This is a genomic window from Rosettibacter primus (assembly GCF_036860675.1).
GTDB lineage: Bacteria > Bacteroidota > Ignavibacteria > Ignavibacteriales > Melioribacteraceae > Rosettibacter > Rosettibacter primus.
The window spans coordinates 40,656-56,878 of sequence record NZ_JAYKGK010000004.1; the positions used below are offsets into that span (position 1 = coordinate 40,656).

Consider the following 16,223-nt stretch of genomic DNA (forward strand, 5'->3'; position numbering starts at 1 on the left):
TATTATACCATTTCAATTAATGTTTTTAACATTTCATCCGAAGCTCTGATTAATCTTGCGGCTGCTTCGTAAACTCTCTGGAATCGGATTACATTTGTCATTTCTTCATCAATTGATACTCCTGAATAAGAAGATTTCTGAAGATTCAATTGCTGCATAACCATTTGAGTAGTTTCAATTCTACTATCACTGGTTACTTTTTCTAAGCCAAAATCATTCAGAATTGATGAATAAGTTTCGAGAATAGTTTTGTCGCCAAGTTCCGGGAATTTCTGGTCTGCTAATCTTGCAATACTATTGGCAATATCTCCATTCCCATCATTCCCTGCTACACTTGATACAGCAATATTTCTTGGATTATTAAGAATATCAGGATTAATTTGAATTTTCCCATCGACAAAAGAATCAACTATAGCACCATTACTCCATGTTCCAAAGAATGGAATATTTGTAAATGAAGTTCCACTTTGAAGAAGAGTGTATCCTTGAGTATGTAGTTCATTTACTTTCTGAATAAAAGTATTTGCAAGATTTTCTAATTCACTTTTGTATTTGGGAATTTTATTTGAATATAAATCTGTAATTGCATAAAGTTCGCCGCTGTTTAAGACAACAGAAGTAGTTGTATCAGCTTTTGGGACAACTTTCATTTTCCCATTTTCAAGCCGAACTTCAAATTCATTATAAACATTTTTATCGACTGCATGTATTCCACCTATACTGACTGATACAGTTCCATATTCATTTTGTTGAACTGTAATATTTGCAAGTTCACTCAATTTGATAAGGAGAGCATCACGTCTGTCCATTAATTCACTTGCTTTAACCCCAACAGCTTCGTTTTCATAGATTTTTCTATTCAAGTCATAAATTTCTTTCAAATAAGAATTCATCTGGTTTACTTTATCAACTGCATCTCTCTGAAGCAAATAATGAACTGATGAGATGCTGTCATACACATCTTTAAATCTCTCACTGAGTCTTTGAGCTTTTTCAATAATTTGGGTCCTCAACTGAATGGAAGTTGGATTTGTTGTTAATTGGTCCCAAGAATTAAAAAAATCATTAAAATAAGAAGACAGACCATAGTCCGTAGGTTCTGCTAAAATTGTTTCAATTTGTTGCAGCAATTCTGAACGTTTATTGGCATCGGAATAAGCTGATTGAAATTGACGAATTTGATTCTCTATTAAATCATTTTTTACTCTTACAATATCCTGAATTTTAACACCCATTCCCATACCAGCTTGAGTTTGCTCGGTGCCAAATACAACTTTTTGCCTTGTATAATCTGTACTTCCTGCATTAGAAATATTTTGTGAAGTAACATCCAGAGCACGCTGGTATGTTGCCATTGTTCTTACTGATATGTCAAAAATTCTTCCGATACCCATTACTAAACTCTTTTATTTACAATGTTATTTTCACCTTTGCCAAAAACAGTCAAAATTGTATCTCGAATAATATTTCTTGACACATTAACCAGAACGGTTATATGAGAATTAAGTTTAATAATTTCTGCTGCTCTGCTTTTTATTGCATCTCTTTTTTCTTTAATCCTATCAAGATTTTTATTTGGCAAAGAGTTAATCAATTCTTCAATTGAACCATTTTTTAATTGAATTGAATTCTCTTTCGCATATTCGAATGTTAACTTCTTTCTTTCTTTTTCTTCTTTTGTAATTGCAGAAAGTAATTTTTGTTCGTCGTCTACTGCTTTATCAAGCAGTGACATATCATTTTTTAGAAGTGCTTCTTTTTTGATTTTTACTACTTCTAAAAGGTCATCAAAATTTTTTTTCTGTCTTTCAATTGAATCTGTTAATTCTTCAATTTTCATGATTCACTCTCACTAAAATGATTTAAATAACTCATTACTTTAGTAATGTAATTCTGTGTTTCTTCAAAAGGTGGAATTCCTTTATATTTTTCAACATTTTGCGGACCGGCATTATATGCAGCCAGAGCTAATTTCAAATCACCATTATATTGTCGAAGCATTTTAGCGAGATATTTAGTTCCTCCATAAATATTTTCTTTTGGGTCAAAAATATTTCTTACACCCATTTCTGCTGCAGTAGTATCCATTAACTGCATTAAACCCTTTGCTTTAGCAGGTGACACCGCTCTGTGATTTGCTGCTGACTCTGCTAAAATGACTGATTTAATAACATTTTTATCAATTCCAAATTCTTTTGAAGCTTCTTCAATCAAATCATCATATTTCTTTAGTCGATTTAATGATTCGTTACTTGGCTGAACTTTTGGAATTTCATTGTCATTATCTTTTATGTCAATTTTTTCTGATGATTTTAATTTTATTTTAAAAGCCGGGTCCATCTCTTCGCCGGTTATTTTTTTATAAAGTGCTTCTGCAATACCTAAACTTTTACCCTGAGAAATATATGAAGCCATTTCCTGTTCAAATATTACATCGAAAGTATCGTTTCCATAACCCTCTTCGCCAAATAATCCATTTGTTGTTTTGGTCATCGACTGAAGAAGCATTGCTGTAAATAAGCTTTCAAATTCTTTTGCAGCTTTTGCAATTTTTGCTTTTTGCTTCTGGTCATAATTACCTTTCATCTCCTGAAGCTGGGAGATGTGCTTATTCATATCCGTTATTTTTAATGAAATCTTTTCCATATTACATTATCACTAATTCTGCTATTAATGCTCCAGCTTCTTTTAATGCTTGAAATATTGCGATAATATCTCTTGGAGAAACTTTTAATGAATTCAATGCCGCAGCAACTTCCTGTACATTTGTAGCACCTTCAATTGCTATTGTTCTTGTCGAATCCTGCGATACATAAGGAACAAGGTTGTTGAATACAGTAGTTGTCCCCCGCGAAAAAGCACTTGGCTGCGAAATAATTGGATAAGAACGAATTTGAATATTTAATCCGCCATGTGTAATTGTAACTGGTTGTATTCTTACATTGTTGCCTGCTATTACTGTTCCGGTTCTTTCGTTCAATACAACTCTTGCAATTTCATCAACCTGTATATTTATGCTTTCTAATTCAGCAAGAAATGAAATTAAATTATTTTGTCTTTCCTGTGGAACATTTACACGGACTTCAGCAGCATCAACAGCTTTCGCAATTTCTCCGCCAAACTTAGAATTAATTGCGTTGCTAATATTATTTGCTGTTGTAATATCAGGTTCTTTTAAAAATACAGATACTTCATTATTTGATGATTCATTAAAATTAATTTGTTCTTTTAATGAACCGCCGCGAGGTACTCTTCCTGCAAGTGTATGATTTTTTGAAATTCTATTTCCTGTAATTGTATTTATATCATAACCACCAACTGAAACAGGTCCCTGAGCAAAACCATAAACTTTACCATCCATTCCAGAAAGCGGAGTCATCAATAAAGTCCCACCTTGTAAACTTGTTGCATCACCAAGCGAAGAAACAGTCACATCAAATTCTGCTCCAGGCTTTAAATTTTTATTTAGTGATGCTGTTACCATCACTGCAGCAACATTCTTGGTTCTGATATCATTTTGTGGAACTGTAATTCCGAATCTTTTCAACATACTTGTTATTGACTGAATTGTAAAAGAAGAACGATAGCTGTCGCCTGTTCCTGCTAGTCCAACTACCAATCCATAGCCAATAATCTGTTCCGAACCATATCCGCTTAAATATGCTACATCTTTTATTCGTTGAGCTAATAATGAGTTATAACCAATTAACAATAAAATCAAAATCGATATAATAATTTTTCTTTTCATAGTAACACCTTAAAACAACCAGTGAAATAGTCTTGTAAGAATTCCTGGCTTTTGAGATGAATCAATCATTCCACTTCCTTCAAAAGTAATTTCTGCATCAGATATGTTATATGAATAAACTGAATTATCCGAAGAAATATCACTGGGTCTAACTATTCCTGTAATTTTTATCATCTGTTCTTCACCATTTATAACAATTTTTCTGCTTCCTCTTATACGCATATTTCCATTTTCATAAACTGAATCAACAATTGCACTAATTTTTGTTTTTACCACACCAGTAGTTTTAGTAGAACCCGAACCTGAAAATGAGTTATCAGTTCCAAGATTTATATCAGTTTTAGGAAGATTTGTTTTATCAATTCCGCCTGCTAAATTTGCTCCAATAGAACTGTTTCTTCCTGTAGTCGTTTCTGCATTGTTTGATGCTTGAGATGATTCCAGAACAATAATTGTTATTGCATCTCCAATTTGAAAGGCTTTATTGTCTGAAAACAACGAATATAATGAATTCTGTCTCATATTCTGTGAATACAAAATTGATGAGGTAAGCCATATAAAAATCATTAATCTTTTCATAGCTCTACTCAATTAATGAAACATTGTACTTATCAATTATTTTGGCTTTGAATAATTTATTATCACTTGTAACAACTCTTATAACATCACCAATTCTTCCTTCCTCTTTGGCAGTAACTTCTGTTGAAATATCCACTCCATTTCTTCCAGCATGAAGAATTAACTTTTCATTATAAAAAACATCAGGAACTGGCTCGATTAATTCTTCAATAAGTACTGAACCATTTTTAATTATTGCTTTTGACCTAAATACTTCGCTAAAATCAATTCTTTGAACTATTTTACCGCGTATATTCGTAACATCAATTAATTTTTTCGTGAATTGATTTTCGGATAATAATTCATTCCTGCTGATATCTTTCAAAGCAACAAGAACATATTGATATAATTTTATTTTAAGAGTAACTATAGAAAGACTTGCTCGATTTTTTCTGTCATAAATTTTTACAGGAACAAAAGCATAATTTTTATTCAGCCTGAATTCTCTGTCATAATCCAGCTCAATCTTAAAATAATTTTTTGGCAATTCTGAAATTTGATATTCATACTTAACATACGAAGCAAATTTCTCATCAAGATAATTCTTCAATTGAGATTCGAATACTTTATCACTATTAACAAATATTTGCAGCAATATTAATAATGATGAAATCATTTTTAACTTCTCTTAAGATTGTTTGCAATTGTCATCATATCTTCGACAGTTTTTACTGTTTTGGAATTAATTTCATATGCTCTTTGGGCAGCTATCATTGCAATCATTTCTTCAACTATATCAACATTAGAAGATTCAAGATAACCCTGATGAATTTCACCAAATCCTTCGCTGCCTGGAGTCCCAAGTATTGGTTGACCTGATGCTGGAGTTTCAGCATAAAGATTATCTCCAAGTGCAAGTAATCCTCCATTGTTCATAAACCGAGCTAATTCAATTGTGCCCAGTGTAACTGTAGAACCGTCAACCTGTTGTGCAGTAACAGTTCCATCTTTTGCAATTTGAATATCAACAACATCATCTGTTAAAGTAATACTTGGTTCAAGCTCATAACCACTTGCAGTAACAATTTTTCCATCTGCATTTAACTTGAATGAACCATCTCTTGTATAAGCAAATGTTCCATCACTTTTCCTTACCTGAAAAAATCCTTCACCATAAATTCCTAAATCGAGCTGATTATTTGTTGCAACTAAATCACCCTGTTTAAATATCTTTTGAGTTGATGCAGGCTTAACTCCATTGCCAACTTGAATTTTATTATTTGTATTTTCATAAACGCCAGGTGTTGTGGTTGAAAGTGGATTAATATTTACTTCTTGATACATCAAATCCTGAAAATCTGCTTTATTCTTCTTAAAACCTGTGGTATTGATATTGGCAATGTTGTTAGAAATTACTTCAATATTTATTTGCTGTGCATACATTCCAGAAGCTGCTGTTCTTAATGCTCTTGTAGGCATTTATCACCTCACTAATTAAATTTTCCCAATTTGATTTGCATGGTCTAAAGACTGATCCAGTGCATTAATAATTTTTTGAGCTCTTTCATATGCTTTGTTCAATTGAATCATGGCTTCCATTTCAAGTATTGGATTTGCATTCGATTCTTCTAAATATCCTTGAGATATTTTATATTCATCCTGGTTTGCTTCAGTATAATTTTCATCTGTAATTAAAAAGTTTGATTCTCCACTTCTTGTTAATTGTTCAGGTTCATCAACTTTTACAATTAATAGAGTATCTATGTAATGTTCATCAATTTTAATTTCACCTGCAGTTGATACTAAAATCTGAGAGTTTTTTTGACGAAGTGTATCTTCAAGAAAAATTCCGCCATTTTTCCCAAGAACTTTTCTTCCTTTTGCATCAATTAGATACCCTTCATCAGAAATTTGAAATCTTCCATTTCTTGTCAATTCAATAGTTCCATCTTCACTTTTTACAGCAAAGAATCCATTCCCGTTGATAGCTAAATCAAGCGGATTTGAAGTTAATACTAATTCCCCCTGCTGTTGACTTGTTAATTTTCTAATCTGAGATTCACCAGCTTCATTTATGTATTCAGCAAATGGAATTTCTCTTTTGAAAGCAGTTGTATTAATGTTTGCAAGGTTGTTCGAAATAATATCAATATTTTTTGCTCTCTGGTCCATGCTTCGTGCAACTGTGTAAATTCCTTTAATCATTTTTCAGCTCCTTATATTTTTTCATACTCAAGATATTTTAACCTTGCAGCAAGCATCAACTCGCCTTTAGAAATTTTTAGTTCTTTAGCTTTCTTGGTAATATTTTTTTCTGATAATTTTTTTACTGGCAAATCGTGAATTAATTCTCTTCTTGATTTTGATTTTTTATCCTCTATCCTTGAAGGAACTCTTTCTTCTCTTAATAACTTAATTTTATTTCTTAACTCAATACCTTCTTTAATTTTAATCCTTAGAACAATTCTTCTTATTGCAATTAGAGTAAAAAGAAATATTGAGAAGATTAAGAGAAACTTTACTTCAAATGAAAGATTCTGAAATAGCTGAATTAAAGTTTTTTTTGGTTTAAAGTTCGGCACTTCAGAAACATTCAACTTATAAGAATTATTTGAATCATTACTAATCGATTCTTTCTGCATTTTTAATTTTGCTGCCAAAATCTGCTGCTCTACCAATCTTCTTACATTAATTGTATCTTCTGTAATTGTATCTTTAACAACACCAGACAAAATGCTGACAGATTTGCTAATTAAGCTATCATTATTAATTTGTGCATTTGTTGCAGCAGTATAAGAAATTATTAATGTAATAATTATCCTTTTCATTCTTTCAATTTCCTCTTTAATGGAAATAAAAGATGAATGCTTGTTCCTTTTAAAGGCAGAGAATCAAATTCAACTTTGCCTTCGCTCTTCTTCATCAATTCTTGAATAATTTTAACAGTAAGATTAGAAACATAATCAGAAGGTTCACCAAAATTTTCCCAGTAATCAGTAATAAAAACAGAAAGAATTACAATTTCATTTATATATTTTGTTTGAATTACAATCCCGCTTCCGCTTTTTGATTTCTTTTTTATCATCGAAAAAATGTTTGTCAAAATCTGTTTAATTTCTTTTGGACTTGTCAAAATTGGAGGCAGATGTTCTTCGAGGTCAAGAGCACATTCAAGTCCCATATTTTTAAGTGTAGAATTAATTATTCCATAAAATTCTTTTATAACATTATTAATATCACATGGTAGATTTTGCTTTGTCTTTCCAGTATTTATATCATTGAATTTGAGTAACTTTTGCGAAAGACTACTTAAACGAGAAATTCTTTCTTTGATTTTTTCAAATATTTCATTCTCAATTGCGGTATTGGTGCTTTCAATGTAATCCACTCCGCTTTGAATTACCTGAAGAGAATTCAGCATGTCCTGAATAATTCCTTCTGCAAATTCTCCAACTGCATACAGCTTAAAATCATTATTCAGTTTTGATTCATAAAGCTGAACTTCATCATAAAGCTTGTTAATTGTTTTTCTATGATTAAAAGAAATTATTTGAGGGACTATAATTCCAAGCAGTACATAAATTGTTTGATTCTCGATTGAGTTTTCTGATATTTTATTTGCTGGACCCAATAAAGAAAGCACACCAATATTATTCTTAACATAATTCACAGGAAAAATTGTTTGATATAATCTCACTCCTTCTCCAGTGTATGAATTCAAATCAGGAATTAAAGTTGGTTTTTGGGTTTCAAATATCCAATCAAGAATTCCATTTTTATAAGCTTTATTGACAAGATTATTTTGCAGTGAAGAAACATTTGGATTAACAGCAACTAAATTTCTTTTTGTATCATCAAACAAAAACAGGTCAACTTCTTTGGAGGCAACAATTCTTTTTACATATTGACTGAACAAATTGTGTATTTCTTCGGGAGTTTTTAACTCTGCAACTGATTTTTGAAAACTGAATAAATTTTGAATTAAATAACTATATTTTTCGAACAAATTAGTTTTACTCTGGTGAGTTTCAAAACTAATTCTCTTATATTCTTCAGTATCACCGCCTTTAGTGAAATACTGAAGAGTTTTCGAAAATGGTTCGTACTTTAGAGTATTTTCTTTTAAGACTCTCAAATTAAATACCTCAATGAATCTATTTGAAGAAGAATTGGTTCATGATACATTGAAATAAATTTTTCAATTTCTTCTACTTCTTTGAACTGAAGAATTTCTGCAGCTTCTTTACTGAATTCCAAATCATCATCCCAGCTAAATGTTGCAAGCTTAAGTTTCTGAGTCATATAATCAGCTAGATGAACAATTGATGTTAATATTTTTGTATTGTAAGATAGATTTGGTGTATGATGATATTTAACTATTTCACAAATTGATTCAGGAATATTCCAGTTTTTTAATAAAGTGTAACCAACACTTTGATGGTCCATGCCAAGTTGAGAATTTTCTGCTTCGAGATATTTCGTTCCTTTCTTTGCATTTTCCATAATAGAAACAAAATCGCTGTGCATATAACGATGAATGACCGAGATACCTAAATCATGCAACAACCCCCCGATAAAGACATCATTACTTTCACGAATTCCCATATCATCAGCAATTTTTTTAGCAGTTGTTGCAGTAATGTAGGAATGAAGCCAGAAGCTCTTCTGGTCCATGTATTCATCACTTTTGTTCTTCATTGATTCCATCAATGAAAGTGCGGTTACAATATTGCGTATTTCATTAAAGCCCAGAATCATAATTGCATATTCTATAGAAGAAACTCTCTTGGCTAATCCATAGAACGGAGAATTTGCAATTGTAAGAATTTTTACAACTATGCTCTGGTCTTTTGAAATAGCCCTTGCAAGTGTGTGCGGGCTGGTATTCAAATCTTTCAGCAGTTCCAGTACTTCAGATAAAATTTTGGGTACTGGTGAAAGACTTGTAACTCTTTTAAGAACTAATTGAGTTCTTTCCCTTTTTTGTGCCTGGTCAAACGATATTGTATACATAGCTCTTTATTAATTTAGTGATTCAAAATGCTTTTTTAATAATTCTTCATAACTAAGAATAAATTCTTCCAGATATTCATGATTTCCAAAACCAAGAATATCGATTATGTTTTCATCAAATTCATAACCGGTATCCCAGGTAAAATTTCCTATGCCAAGTTTATAAGTCATGTAATCAACAAGATGAATTAATGATGCAAGCACCGGATTTTTTTCTGCCAAAGATGGGCGATGATGATGAACAATTGCATCAGTAATATGAGGAGGAAAATTCCATCGTTCGAGCATAAATTCTGCAATATCACCGTGGTCGTATCCCAGCACAATTCTTTCTGCTTCGTGATATGTTATTCCTTCATTCTTAACCATCTTAACAATTTTTTTAAAATCGTAATTCATATATTTATTGAGAATTACCAGACCTAAATCATGAAGTAATCCGACAGTAAAAACTTCACCGGATTTTGGATACTTTAAATCATCTGCAATTCTTTTTGCAGCTGTAGCAACCATAAGAGAATGTGCCCAGTATTCATTGTGATTCCAATCAATAGATTTCCTTACTCTTAATGTGTCGAGTAACGACAATGCCAGTAAAATATTTCTTATATGTTCAAATCCAATAATGACAATTGCAAATTCAATTGTAGCTACTCTTCTTGGTAATCCATATAAAGGCGAATTTGCAACTGCCAAAATTTTTGTGGCAAGAGCCTGGTCTTTTGAAATTACTTTACACAAATCAGAAGCACTTGTTTTATCATTGTCTAAAAGCTGAGTTACCTCTGTAATTATATGAGGTATAGCAGGAAGATTACCAATCCCGGAAAGCTGCTTTCTAATTTTCTCTTTAATCTCTGATGTAGTCTGCTCAAACATTATATAAAGCCAATTTTTGTTTCAATGATTTAATAATCTTAGAATGAAGCTGCGATACTCGTGATACTGTTATATTTAATACTTTTGCAATTTCCTGATAGTTAAGTTCTTCATAATAATAAAGGCTGAGCAATGTTCTGTCTCTTTCATTTAATTCTTTTATTAATTCAACAAGTTTTTCTTTAATTTCATTTTTTTCAAGAATTTCATCAGGAATCTCGCTTTCATCAGAAATCATTTCATAGACCTGCATACCTTCATCTTCAATAAATGTATTGTTTAATGAAATTGATGCCCCAATTGATGCCGAACCATCCTCACAAGCCATTTCATATCTATGAGTATATTTTCTTATCTCATCATAAATTTTTCCGCGAATACGTTGGATGGCATATGTTTCGAACTTTGTCCCATAATCAGGGTCAAATCTGTCTATCGCTTCACTCAACCCTTCTATACCAAATTGGAAGAAGTCTCTTCTATCGAATATTTCGTTCTGATTAAAATTGCTTTTATGGATTACATAATGGACAAGATTAACATAATTAAGAATAATTTGTTTTTTTAGTTCAGGCGTTGGCTTAGCCTTGAACTTTGCCCAGAGCTCTTGATTATTCATTCTTCTTTGTTCCTGTTAAATCTTGTGTAATACTATTTATTTTTTCGTACGAATTTTTATTTATTGCTTTAATTAAGCCGAGAGTTATTACGCTTAGCATAACTGTTAGAGTTACAAATATTGCAAACGAATTCAGTATAATTTTTATTATATCTTCTCCCTTCTGAACAAAATAAATGACTGAAAAAAAGAATACTAAAAGACCAATCTGAAGAATTATTTTGTTCATACTTACTCCGTTTTGTTATTATAATTTCAAACACCATACCATCGGTTAATAGAAAAAAAACAATAAAAAGAGGCAGTTTTGTAATGATTTATAAATGGTTAGATGAATAAGGTTGGTTATTATTAGCCACATGTTCGATTTTCAAAAATCGATGAACAATATCTTCTATTTCAAGTGATGCTACTGAATTTGGATATGCTGCAGTAAATAATTCCTGATTTACAATAGATTTATATACTAATCTATCGTAATCAATTACTCCTAACAAAATAATTTCTGTTTTCAAAAAATGATTTACTGCAGTATTTAAATTTTTGAAAGCCTGTTCACCCTCTTCTTTATTGTCTGCTTTGTTTATTACAACAAAGTTTCTTGGTTGTTCAAGATTTTCTGTAATAACTTTAATTAAAACATAAGCATCCATTACGGCTGTTGGTTCTGGCGATGCTACAATAAAATTTATATCAGAGCGGCTTAATTGATAAATTACTAAATCATCAGCTCCGGCAGAACTATCGAGGATAATGTAGTCATACTCATTCGATATGTAATCTAAATGAATAAAAAAATATTCAAGCAAATCGTTGTTAAGTTTTGGAAATTCAGATGAGCCTGAATCACCAAAAATGAAATGTAAATTTTCAGTGTATTTAAATATTAATTCATCTAATGAGGACTTTTGCAAAAACAAATTTGAAATAGGATTTTCTGAAATTTCATTTATCATTAAATGCAGATTAGAAAAATTTAAATCAAAATCAACAACAAGAACTTTCTTATTAAGCCTTGAAAGTTTATAACCAAAATTCAAAGCTAAAAATGATTTACCAGTTCCTCCTTTCCCCGAGCAAACAGATATAATTTTTCTATCAGTTTTGTTTTTTCTTTCAAGACGCTTAATTTCAATCAGCCGTGATATTTGCTCGTTCATCAGTACAGCTTTCCTTTGTAAATTAAATTTGCTAAATATTCTGAATTAACAGAAATAATATCATCCGGAATAACCTGACCATTCGTTAAAAATACTATCGGCAAATTAAAATTATTTGACAGATTCAAAATGTTGCCGTAAGTAACTGCTTCGTCAATTTTTGAAAATATAGCTGAACTGTAATTAAGCAATTTAAATTTTTGTGCAACATCATATAAAGTTCTATATGAACTTGTAGAACTTAAAACAAGTATTGTTTCATCAACATTAGCAGCATCAAGATATTCTTTAATTTTGTTCAGATTATCTGTGCTTCGCTGACTCCTTCCAACGGTATCAATAAAAATTAAATCCTTATCTCTAAACTTTCTTATTAATTTCTGCATGTCCGAAGGTTCATAAGCTACAGACATTTCTATATCACTTATTTCAGAAAATATTCTTAATTGGTCTATAGCTCCAAGACGATATGTATCAATTGATATTAAACCTACTTTTAGTTTGTGAATTATTTTTGATATTACTGCTAATTTAGCAATGCAGGTTGTCTTACCAACTCCTGTAGGTCCTACAAGTGCAACTTTGGTTGTTTTACTTTTTCTCACCTTAAATTCTTTTGTATGAATTAAAGATGACATTCCTGCAATTAAGTAACTTTCAAGATTTATCTCGCCAATAAGTCCATCATAATTCTTAAGCTGATTTATCAAAGCATTAGCAATATTCTTCTGAACTTCTCTTTCAAGAAGCAATTCATAGAGCTCATCAAGTTCTTTTTCAATTTTTTTGTTGGCCGAAATAGATTTTTCTAAAGCAGGTTTAGCAGCAGTCGAAAACTCTTTGCTGGCAGAAAATATTTTTTTTGAAAGTTTTTCTATTTCAGATTCGATGGTTGTTTTGTGTTGTGATACTTCTTCTACAGTTTTTGATTTTATTGAAGCTGGAATGTCTTTATCTATGCCAGCAGTTATTTCAAACATTTTTTTGTTATTAAATCTTCTATCTCCTTCAATTACTCTTGTACCAAGAATTATTGCTTCTCCACCGAGTTCATTTTTCATCTGCTCGGTTGCTTCTTTTAATGTTGGTGCTATAAATTTTTTAATCTGCATTTTCCACCTCTATCTTTCCAATAAATTCTATTTCAACATTTGCTGGTAATTCACTATATGATAACAAAGCATAATCAGGAAAACTTGAGTTGATTAAACGATAAAAATATGGTCTGATTGCTGCAGAAGTAATAATAACAGGAGGATATCCAAATCGATTAAAGTTTTCTAATTCTTCCTGAAGTTTTGTATTTAATTGCCTTAGAACATTTGGGGATAAACCAAGTGTAATAATACTATCTTTTTGTGATTGAAGTGATTTAGTAATCATTGCTTCAAGATTTTCTCCAAGTGCAGCTGCATGAATAATTCCATTAGAATCTTTGTAAATATTTGCAATCGTATCCCCTATTGTATGACGAACATATTCTGTAAGAACATCAATATTCTTCGTTGTTTTTGAATAATCAATTAAAGCTTCGAGTATTCTCACAAGATCTTTTATTGGAATGCCTTCTCTTAACAAATTTTGTAATACTTTTTGAATCATCCCAAGATTTAGAACTTCTGGATTAATATCTTCAACAACTGCAGGATAATCTTTTTTGATGTTTTCGAGAAGTTGTTTAACATCCTGCCGCGATAATATTTTATCGAAATTTTTCTTCAATGTTTCCTGAAGATGAGTAGCTAAAACAGAAATCGCATCAACCACAGTGTAGCCAAGCATTTCAGCTTTTTCTTTTTCTTCGTATGTAATCCAGTAGCTTTTTAATCCAAATGCAGGGTCTGTTGTTGGAATGCCAGAAATTTCTTCTTCAATTGCTCCTGGATTCATAGCTAAATATCTTTCCGGGTACATTTCATAATTTGCAACTACATTCCCTTTAATCTTTATAACATATTCATTAGGTGAAAGCTGCAAGTTATCTCGAACTCTTACAGGTGGAATTAAAACCCCATATTCAAGAGCAATAATTTTTCTTGTCGATGCAATTTTTTGGAAAAGATTACCTCCTTGTTTTTCATCAACAATGCTTATTAAACCGTAGCCAATTTCAATTTCTATTGGGTCTACCTGAAGATATTGTTCAACTTTTTCTTCAACTGGCTGCTCTGCAGATTGAACTTCCTGTTCAATCTCTCCACCTGATATTTCCTGTAATTTATTTTTTCTATTTATAAAAGAAGATGTTCCAAGTATTGCACTTAAAATCAGAAATGGAATTGTAGGCATACCTGGAATTAAAGCAAAAAGAAATACTGCTCCAGATACAGTGCCTAAAACACGCGAATTAGCAAGTAATTGTGTTTTCATCTGAAGGTCAAGCGCAGTTCCAGAAGCACTTCTTGTTACTACAAGTCCCGCAGCAGTTGAAATTAATAAAGCAGGAACTTGAGATACTAATCCATCCCCAATTGTTAAAATTGTATATGTTTGAATTGCATCTTGAAAACTTAAACCTCTTTGTGCAATCCCAATAATAAATCCGCCAATAATATTTATTCCATTAATTACCAATCCTGCGATTGCATCACCTTTAACAAATTTACTTGCTCCGTCCATAGCTCCATAAAATTCTGCTTCTCGTGCAATTAAATCCCTTCTTCTTCTTGCTTCTGCTTCAGTAATCAAGCCTGTATTTAAATCTGCATCAATTGCCATTTGTTTACCTGGCATTGCATCAAGTGTAAAACGAGCAGCAACTTCTGAGATTCTACCCGAACCTTTTACAATTACAACGAACTGAATAACTACAAGTATTATGAAAACAATAAATCCAACTACATAATTTCCTCCAACTACAAACGAACCGAATGATTCAATAATTTTTCCTGCATAACCATCAATTAAAATTAATCTTGTTGAGCTAATATTTAGTGCAAGACGATATAGTGTAAGAATTAAAAGTAATCCAGGGAATACAGAAATATCGAGCGGAGATTGTATATATAATGCAACAATCAATACAAGAACAGCAGTAGAAATATTAACTGCCAAAAGAAAATCAAGAATTGTAGGAGGTAATGGAATTAACATTAAACCAAGCATCAGAATCAAACCGAATGCTAAAAGTATATCTGTATTTTTGCCAAATAGTTTCATACTAAATTATGCTTCGTTGTTTCTTTAATTTCTTCATTTGATAAATGTATGCAAGAATTTGAGCTACTGCTTTGAAAAGTTTAGCTGGAATTTCATCACCTATTTCGCAAGATTTATATAGTGCTCTTGCAAGTTCAACATCTTCATAAAGAGGAACATTATTTTCAACAGCAATCTTTTTAATTCTTTGAGCAAGTTCATCAAGCCCTTTTGCAACAACCTTTGGTGCATTATCTTTTTCCATTTCATATTTTAATGCAACTGCTACGTGTGTTGGGTTTGTTATTACAACATCTGCAGTTGGAATTTCTTTCATCATTCTGCGTCGTACTGCAAGTATCATTTGCTTTCTAATTCTCGATTTTATAAGCGGGTCGCCTTCTGTTTGCTTAAATTCTTCTTTGACTTCTTCTTTTGTCATCATCATCTCTTTTTTGAATTTATACTTCTGATAAATGAAGTCTACCGCCGCAATTATCGAGAAGAATAATACAATCTTCCAGGTCAATGCAAAAAATGAATCGAGCATAAATTGAACAGTATCTTCAATGCTTAAGTCAACAAGTTTTACTGTATCTGATATTAACTTTGAAATAATAAAATATGTGAAAAGGCTTATTACAAAAAGTTTGATTAATGCTTTTAATAACTCCACAAGCGAATGAACTGAAAATAATATTCTTTTAATACCATTTATTGGATTAAACTTACCGAAATTTACTGCTAAAGCTTTTGGGGTTATCTTAAAACCAATTTGAGCAATATTGCTAACGAGTGCTATAATCATCACGCCAAGCAAGATTGGTAATGACAATGTGAAAAAGAATAATGCCCATTTTACTGCATATGTTTGAAGAACTGCTTTTGTTAATTCCACATTATTCAAAGAATTAAGAGCATCTTTTGTAAATTGATAAAATTTTTCTCCAATGAAATTTTTAGTAAGATAAATCAATATCAAACCTGTTCCAAAAACTGCAAGAGAATTTATTTCAATACTTTTTGCAACCTGACCTTTTTCTCTTGCATCTGCAAGTTTTTTACCCGTCGGTTGCTCAGTTTTTTCCTGTCCTTCGTATTCCGCCAT

18 protein-coding genes are annotated in these 16,223 nt (G+C 31.4%); all 18 read right to left on the minus strand.

What is annotated here, in order from left to right; genetic code table 11:
* Positions 1 to 2: 2 nt before the first annotated feature.
* Positions 3 to 1,394: a flagellar hook-associated protein FlgK gene (gene flgK, locus VJY32_RS06525; RefSeq protein ID WP_353677098.1), complete on the minus strand. Its 1,392-nt coding sequence runs from the start codon at positions 1,392 to 1,394 to the stop codon at positions 3 to 5.
* 2 nt (positions 1,395 to 1,396) lie between these two features.
* The gene (flgN, locus tag VJY32_RS06530) at positions 1,397 to 1,840 is read right to left on the minus strand and encodes a flagellar export chaperone FlgN (RefSeq protein ID WP_353677099.1); all 444 of its coding nucleotides are present in this window, start codon (positions 1,838 to 1,840) and stop codon (positions 1,397 to 1,399) included.
* Complete coding sequence (locus tag VJY32_RS06535) at positions 1,837 to 2,646, minus strand: transglycosylase SLT domain-containing protein (protein ID WP_353677100.1); 810 nt, start codon at positions 2,644 to 2,646, stop codon at positions 1,837 to 1,839. Before VJY32_RS06535 ends, flgN begins: the two co-directional genes overlap by 4 nt.
* Before the next feature lies 1 nt (position 2,647).
* Entirely contained in the window at positions 2,648 to 3,748 is a 1,101-nt protein-coding gene (locus tag VJY32_RS06540; RefSeq protein WP_353677101.1) for a flagellar basal body P-ring protein FlgI, read from the minus strand.
* A 9-nt stretch (positions 3,749 to 3,757) separates the two neighbouring features.
* Positions 3,758 to 4,327 (minus strand): flagellar basal body L-ring protein FlgH, encoded by a 570-nt coding sequence (locus VJY32_RS06545; protein WP_353677102.1) that lies wholly within the window; start codon positions 4,325 to 4,327, stop codon positions 3,758 to 3,760.
* A 4-nt stretch (positions 4,328 to 4,331) separates the two neighbouring features.
* Positions 4,332 to 4,982 carry a flagellar basal body P-ring formation chaperone FlgA gene (gene flgA, locus VJY32_RS06550; RefSeq protein ID WP_353677103.1) on the minus strand — a complete coding sequence of 217 codons (651 nt, stop codon included), beginning with the start codon at positions 4,980 to 4,982 and terminating at the stop codon, positions 4,332 to 4,334.
* Between the two features lie 2 nt (positions 4,983 to 4,984).
* Positions 4,985 to 5,785, minus strand: a complete 801-nt coding sequence (gene flgG / locus VJY32_RS06555; protein ID WP_353677104.1) for a flagellar basal-body rod protein FlgG — start codon at positions 5,783 to 5,785, stop codon at positions 4,985 to 4,987.
* A 15-nt stretch (positions 5,786 to 5,800) separates the two neighbouring features.
* Entirely contained in the window at positions 5,801 to 6,511 is a 711-nt protein-coding gene (locus tag VJY32_RS06560) for a flagellar hook-basal body protein (protein ID WP_353677105.1), read from the minus strand.
* 11 nt (positions 6,512 to 6,522) lie between these two features.
* Positions 6,523 to 7,134 (minus strand): hypothetical protein, encoded by a 612-nt coding sequence (locus tag VJY32_RS06565; protein WP_353677106.1) that lies wholly within the window; start codon positions 7,132 to 7,134, stop codon positions 6,523 to 6,525.
* Positions 7,131 to 8,441 carry a sensor histidine kinase gene (locus VJY32_RS06570; RefSeq protein ID WP_353677107.1) on the minus strand — a complete coding sequence of 437 codons (1,311 nt, stop codon included), beginning with the start codon at positions 8,439 to 8,441 and terminating at the stop codon, positions 7,131 to 7,133. Before VJY32_RS06570 ends, VJY32_RS06565 begins: the two co-directional genes overlap by 4 nt.
* Positions 8,438 to 9,319, minus strand: a complete 882-nt coding sequence (locus VJY32_RS06575; RefSeq protein WP_353677108.1) for an HDOD domain-containing protein — start codon at positions 9,317 to 9,319, stop codon at positions 8,438 to 8,440. The genes VJY32_RS06570 and VJY32_RS06575 overlap by 4 nt, the downstream gene beginning before the upstream one ends.
* Before the next feature lie 9 nt (positions 9,320 to 9,328).
* Positions 9,329 to 10,198, minus strand: coding sequence for an HDOD domain-containing protein (locus tag VJY32_RS06580; protein WP_353677109.1), 870 nt, complete (start codon positions 10,196 to 10,198; stop codon positions 9,329 to 9,331).
* Positions 10,191 to 10,817, minus strand: coding sequence for a sigma-70 family RNA polymerase sigma factor (locus VJY32_RS06585; RefSeq protein WP_353677110.1), 627 nt, complete (start codon positions 10,815 to 10,817; stop codon positions 10,191 to 10,193). The genes VJY32_RS06580 and VJY32_RS06585 overlap by 8 nt, the downstream gene beginning before the upstream one ends.
* Complete coding sequence (locus VJY32_RS06590; protein WP_353677111.1) at positions 10,810 to 11,046, minus strand: hypothetical protein; 237 nt, start codon at positions 11,044 to 11,046, stop codon at positions 10,810 to 10,812. Before VJY32_RS06590 ends, VJY32_RS06585 begins: the two co-directional genes overlap by 8 nt.
* Positions 11,047 to 11,134: 88 nt before the next feature.
* Entirely contained in the window at positions 11,135 to 11,977 is an 843-nt protein-coding gene (locus tag VJY32_RS06595) for an AAA family ATPase (protein WP_353677112.1), read from the minus strand.
* The gene (gene flhF / locus VJY32_RS06600) at positions 11,977 to 13,089 is read right to left on the minus strand and encodes a flagellar biosynthesis GTPase FlhF (RefSeq protein WP_353677113.1); all 1,113 of its coding nucleotides are present in this window, start codon (positions 13,087 to 13,089) and stop codon (positions 11,977 to 11,979) included. The genes VJY32_RS06595 and flhF overlap by 1 nt, the downstream gene beginning before the upstream one ends.
* Positions 13,079 to 15,136 (minus strand): flagellar biosynthesis protein FlhA, encoded by a 2,058-nt coding sequence (flhA, locus tag VJY32_RS06605; protein ID WP_353677114.1) that lies wholly within the window; start codon positions 15,134 to 15,136, stop codon positions 13,079 to 13,081. The genes flhF and flhA overlap by 11 nt, the downstream gene beginning before the upstream one ends.
* Before the next feature lies 1 nt (position 15,137).
* Complete coding sequence (gene flhB / locus VJY32_RS06610; RefSeq protein WP_353677115.1) at positions 15,138 to 16,223, minus strand: flagellar biosynthesis protein FlhB; 1,086 nt, start codon at positions 16,221 to 16,223, stop codon at positions 15,138 to 15,140.

What these genes read in the sequence shown, in the direction of transcription:
- VJY32_RS06590 (WP_353677111.1), bottom strand. Translation starts at nt 11,046, where the DNA reads ATGAACAAAATAATTCTTCAGATTGGTCTTTTAGTATTCTTTTTTTCA.
- VJY32_RS06580 (WP_353677109.1), bottom strand. Translation starts at nt 10,198, where the DNA reads ATGTTTGAGCAGACTACATCAGAGATTAAAGAGAAAATTAGAAAGCAG.
- flgA (WP_353677103.1), bottom strand. Translation starts at nt 4,982, where the DNA reads ATGATTTCATCATTATTAATATTGCTGCAAATATTTGTTAATAGTGAT.
- VJY32_RS06595 (WP_353677112.1), bottom strand. Translation starts at nt 11,977, where the DNA reads ATGAACGAGCAAATATCACGGCTGATTGAAATTAAGCGTCTTGAAAGA.
- flhA (WP_353677114.1), bottom strand. Translation starts at nt 15,136, where the DNA reads ATGAAACTATTTGGCAAAAATACAGATATACTTTTAGCATTCGGTTTG.
- flgN (WP_353677099.1), bottom strand. Translation starts at nt 1,840, where the DNA reads ATGAAAATTGAAGAATTAACAGATTCAATTGAAAGACAGAAAAAAAAT.
- flgK (WP_353677098.1), bottom strand. Translation starts at nt 1,394, where the DNA reads ATGGGTATCGGAAGAATTTTTGACATATCAGTAAGAACAATGGCAACA.
- VJY32_RS06545 (WP_353677102.1), bottom strand. Translation starts at nt 4,327, where the DNA reads ATGAAAAGATTAATGATTTTTATATGGCTTACCTCATCAATTTTGTAT.
- VJY32_RS06565 (WP_353677106.1), bottom strand. Translation starts at nt 7,134, where the DNA reads ATGAAAAGGATAATTATTACATTAATAATTTCTTATACTGCTGCAACA.
- VJY32_RS06540 (WP_353677101.1), bottom strand. Translation starts at nt 3,748, where the DNA reads ATGAAAAGAAAAATTATTATATCGATTTTGATTTTATTGTTAATTGGT.
- VJY32_RS06585 (WP_353677110.1), bottom strand. Translation starts at nt 10,817, where the DNA reads ATGAATAATCAAGAGCTCTGGGCAAAGTTCAAGGCTAAGCCAACGCCT.
- VJY32_RS06535 (WP_353677100.1), bottom strand. Translation starts at nt 2,646, where the DNA reads ATGGAAAAGATTTCATTAAAAATAACGGATATGAATAAGCACATCTCC.
- flhF (WP_353677113.1), bottom strand. Translation starts at nt 13,089, where the DNA reads ATGCAGATTAAAAAATTTATAGCACCAACATTAAAAGAAGCAACCGAG.
- flhB (WP_353677115.1), bottom strand. Translation starts at nt 16,223, where the DNA reads ATGGCGGAATACGAAGGACAGGAAAAAACTGAGCAACCGACGGGTAAA.
- flgG (WP_353677104.1), bottom strand. Translation starts at nt 5,785, where the DNA reads ATGCCTACAAGAGCATTAAGAACAGCAGCTTCTGGAATGTATGCACAG.
- VJY32_RS06560 (WP_353677105.1), bottom strand. Translation starts at nt 6,511, where the DNA reads ATGATTAAAGGAATTTACACAGTTGCACGAAGCATGGACCAGAGAGCA.
- VJY32_RS06575 (WP_353677108.1), bottom strand. Translation starts at nt 9,319, where the DNA reads ATGTATACAATATCGTTTGACCAGGCACAAAAAAGGGAAAGAACTCAA.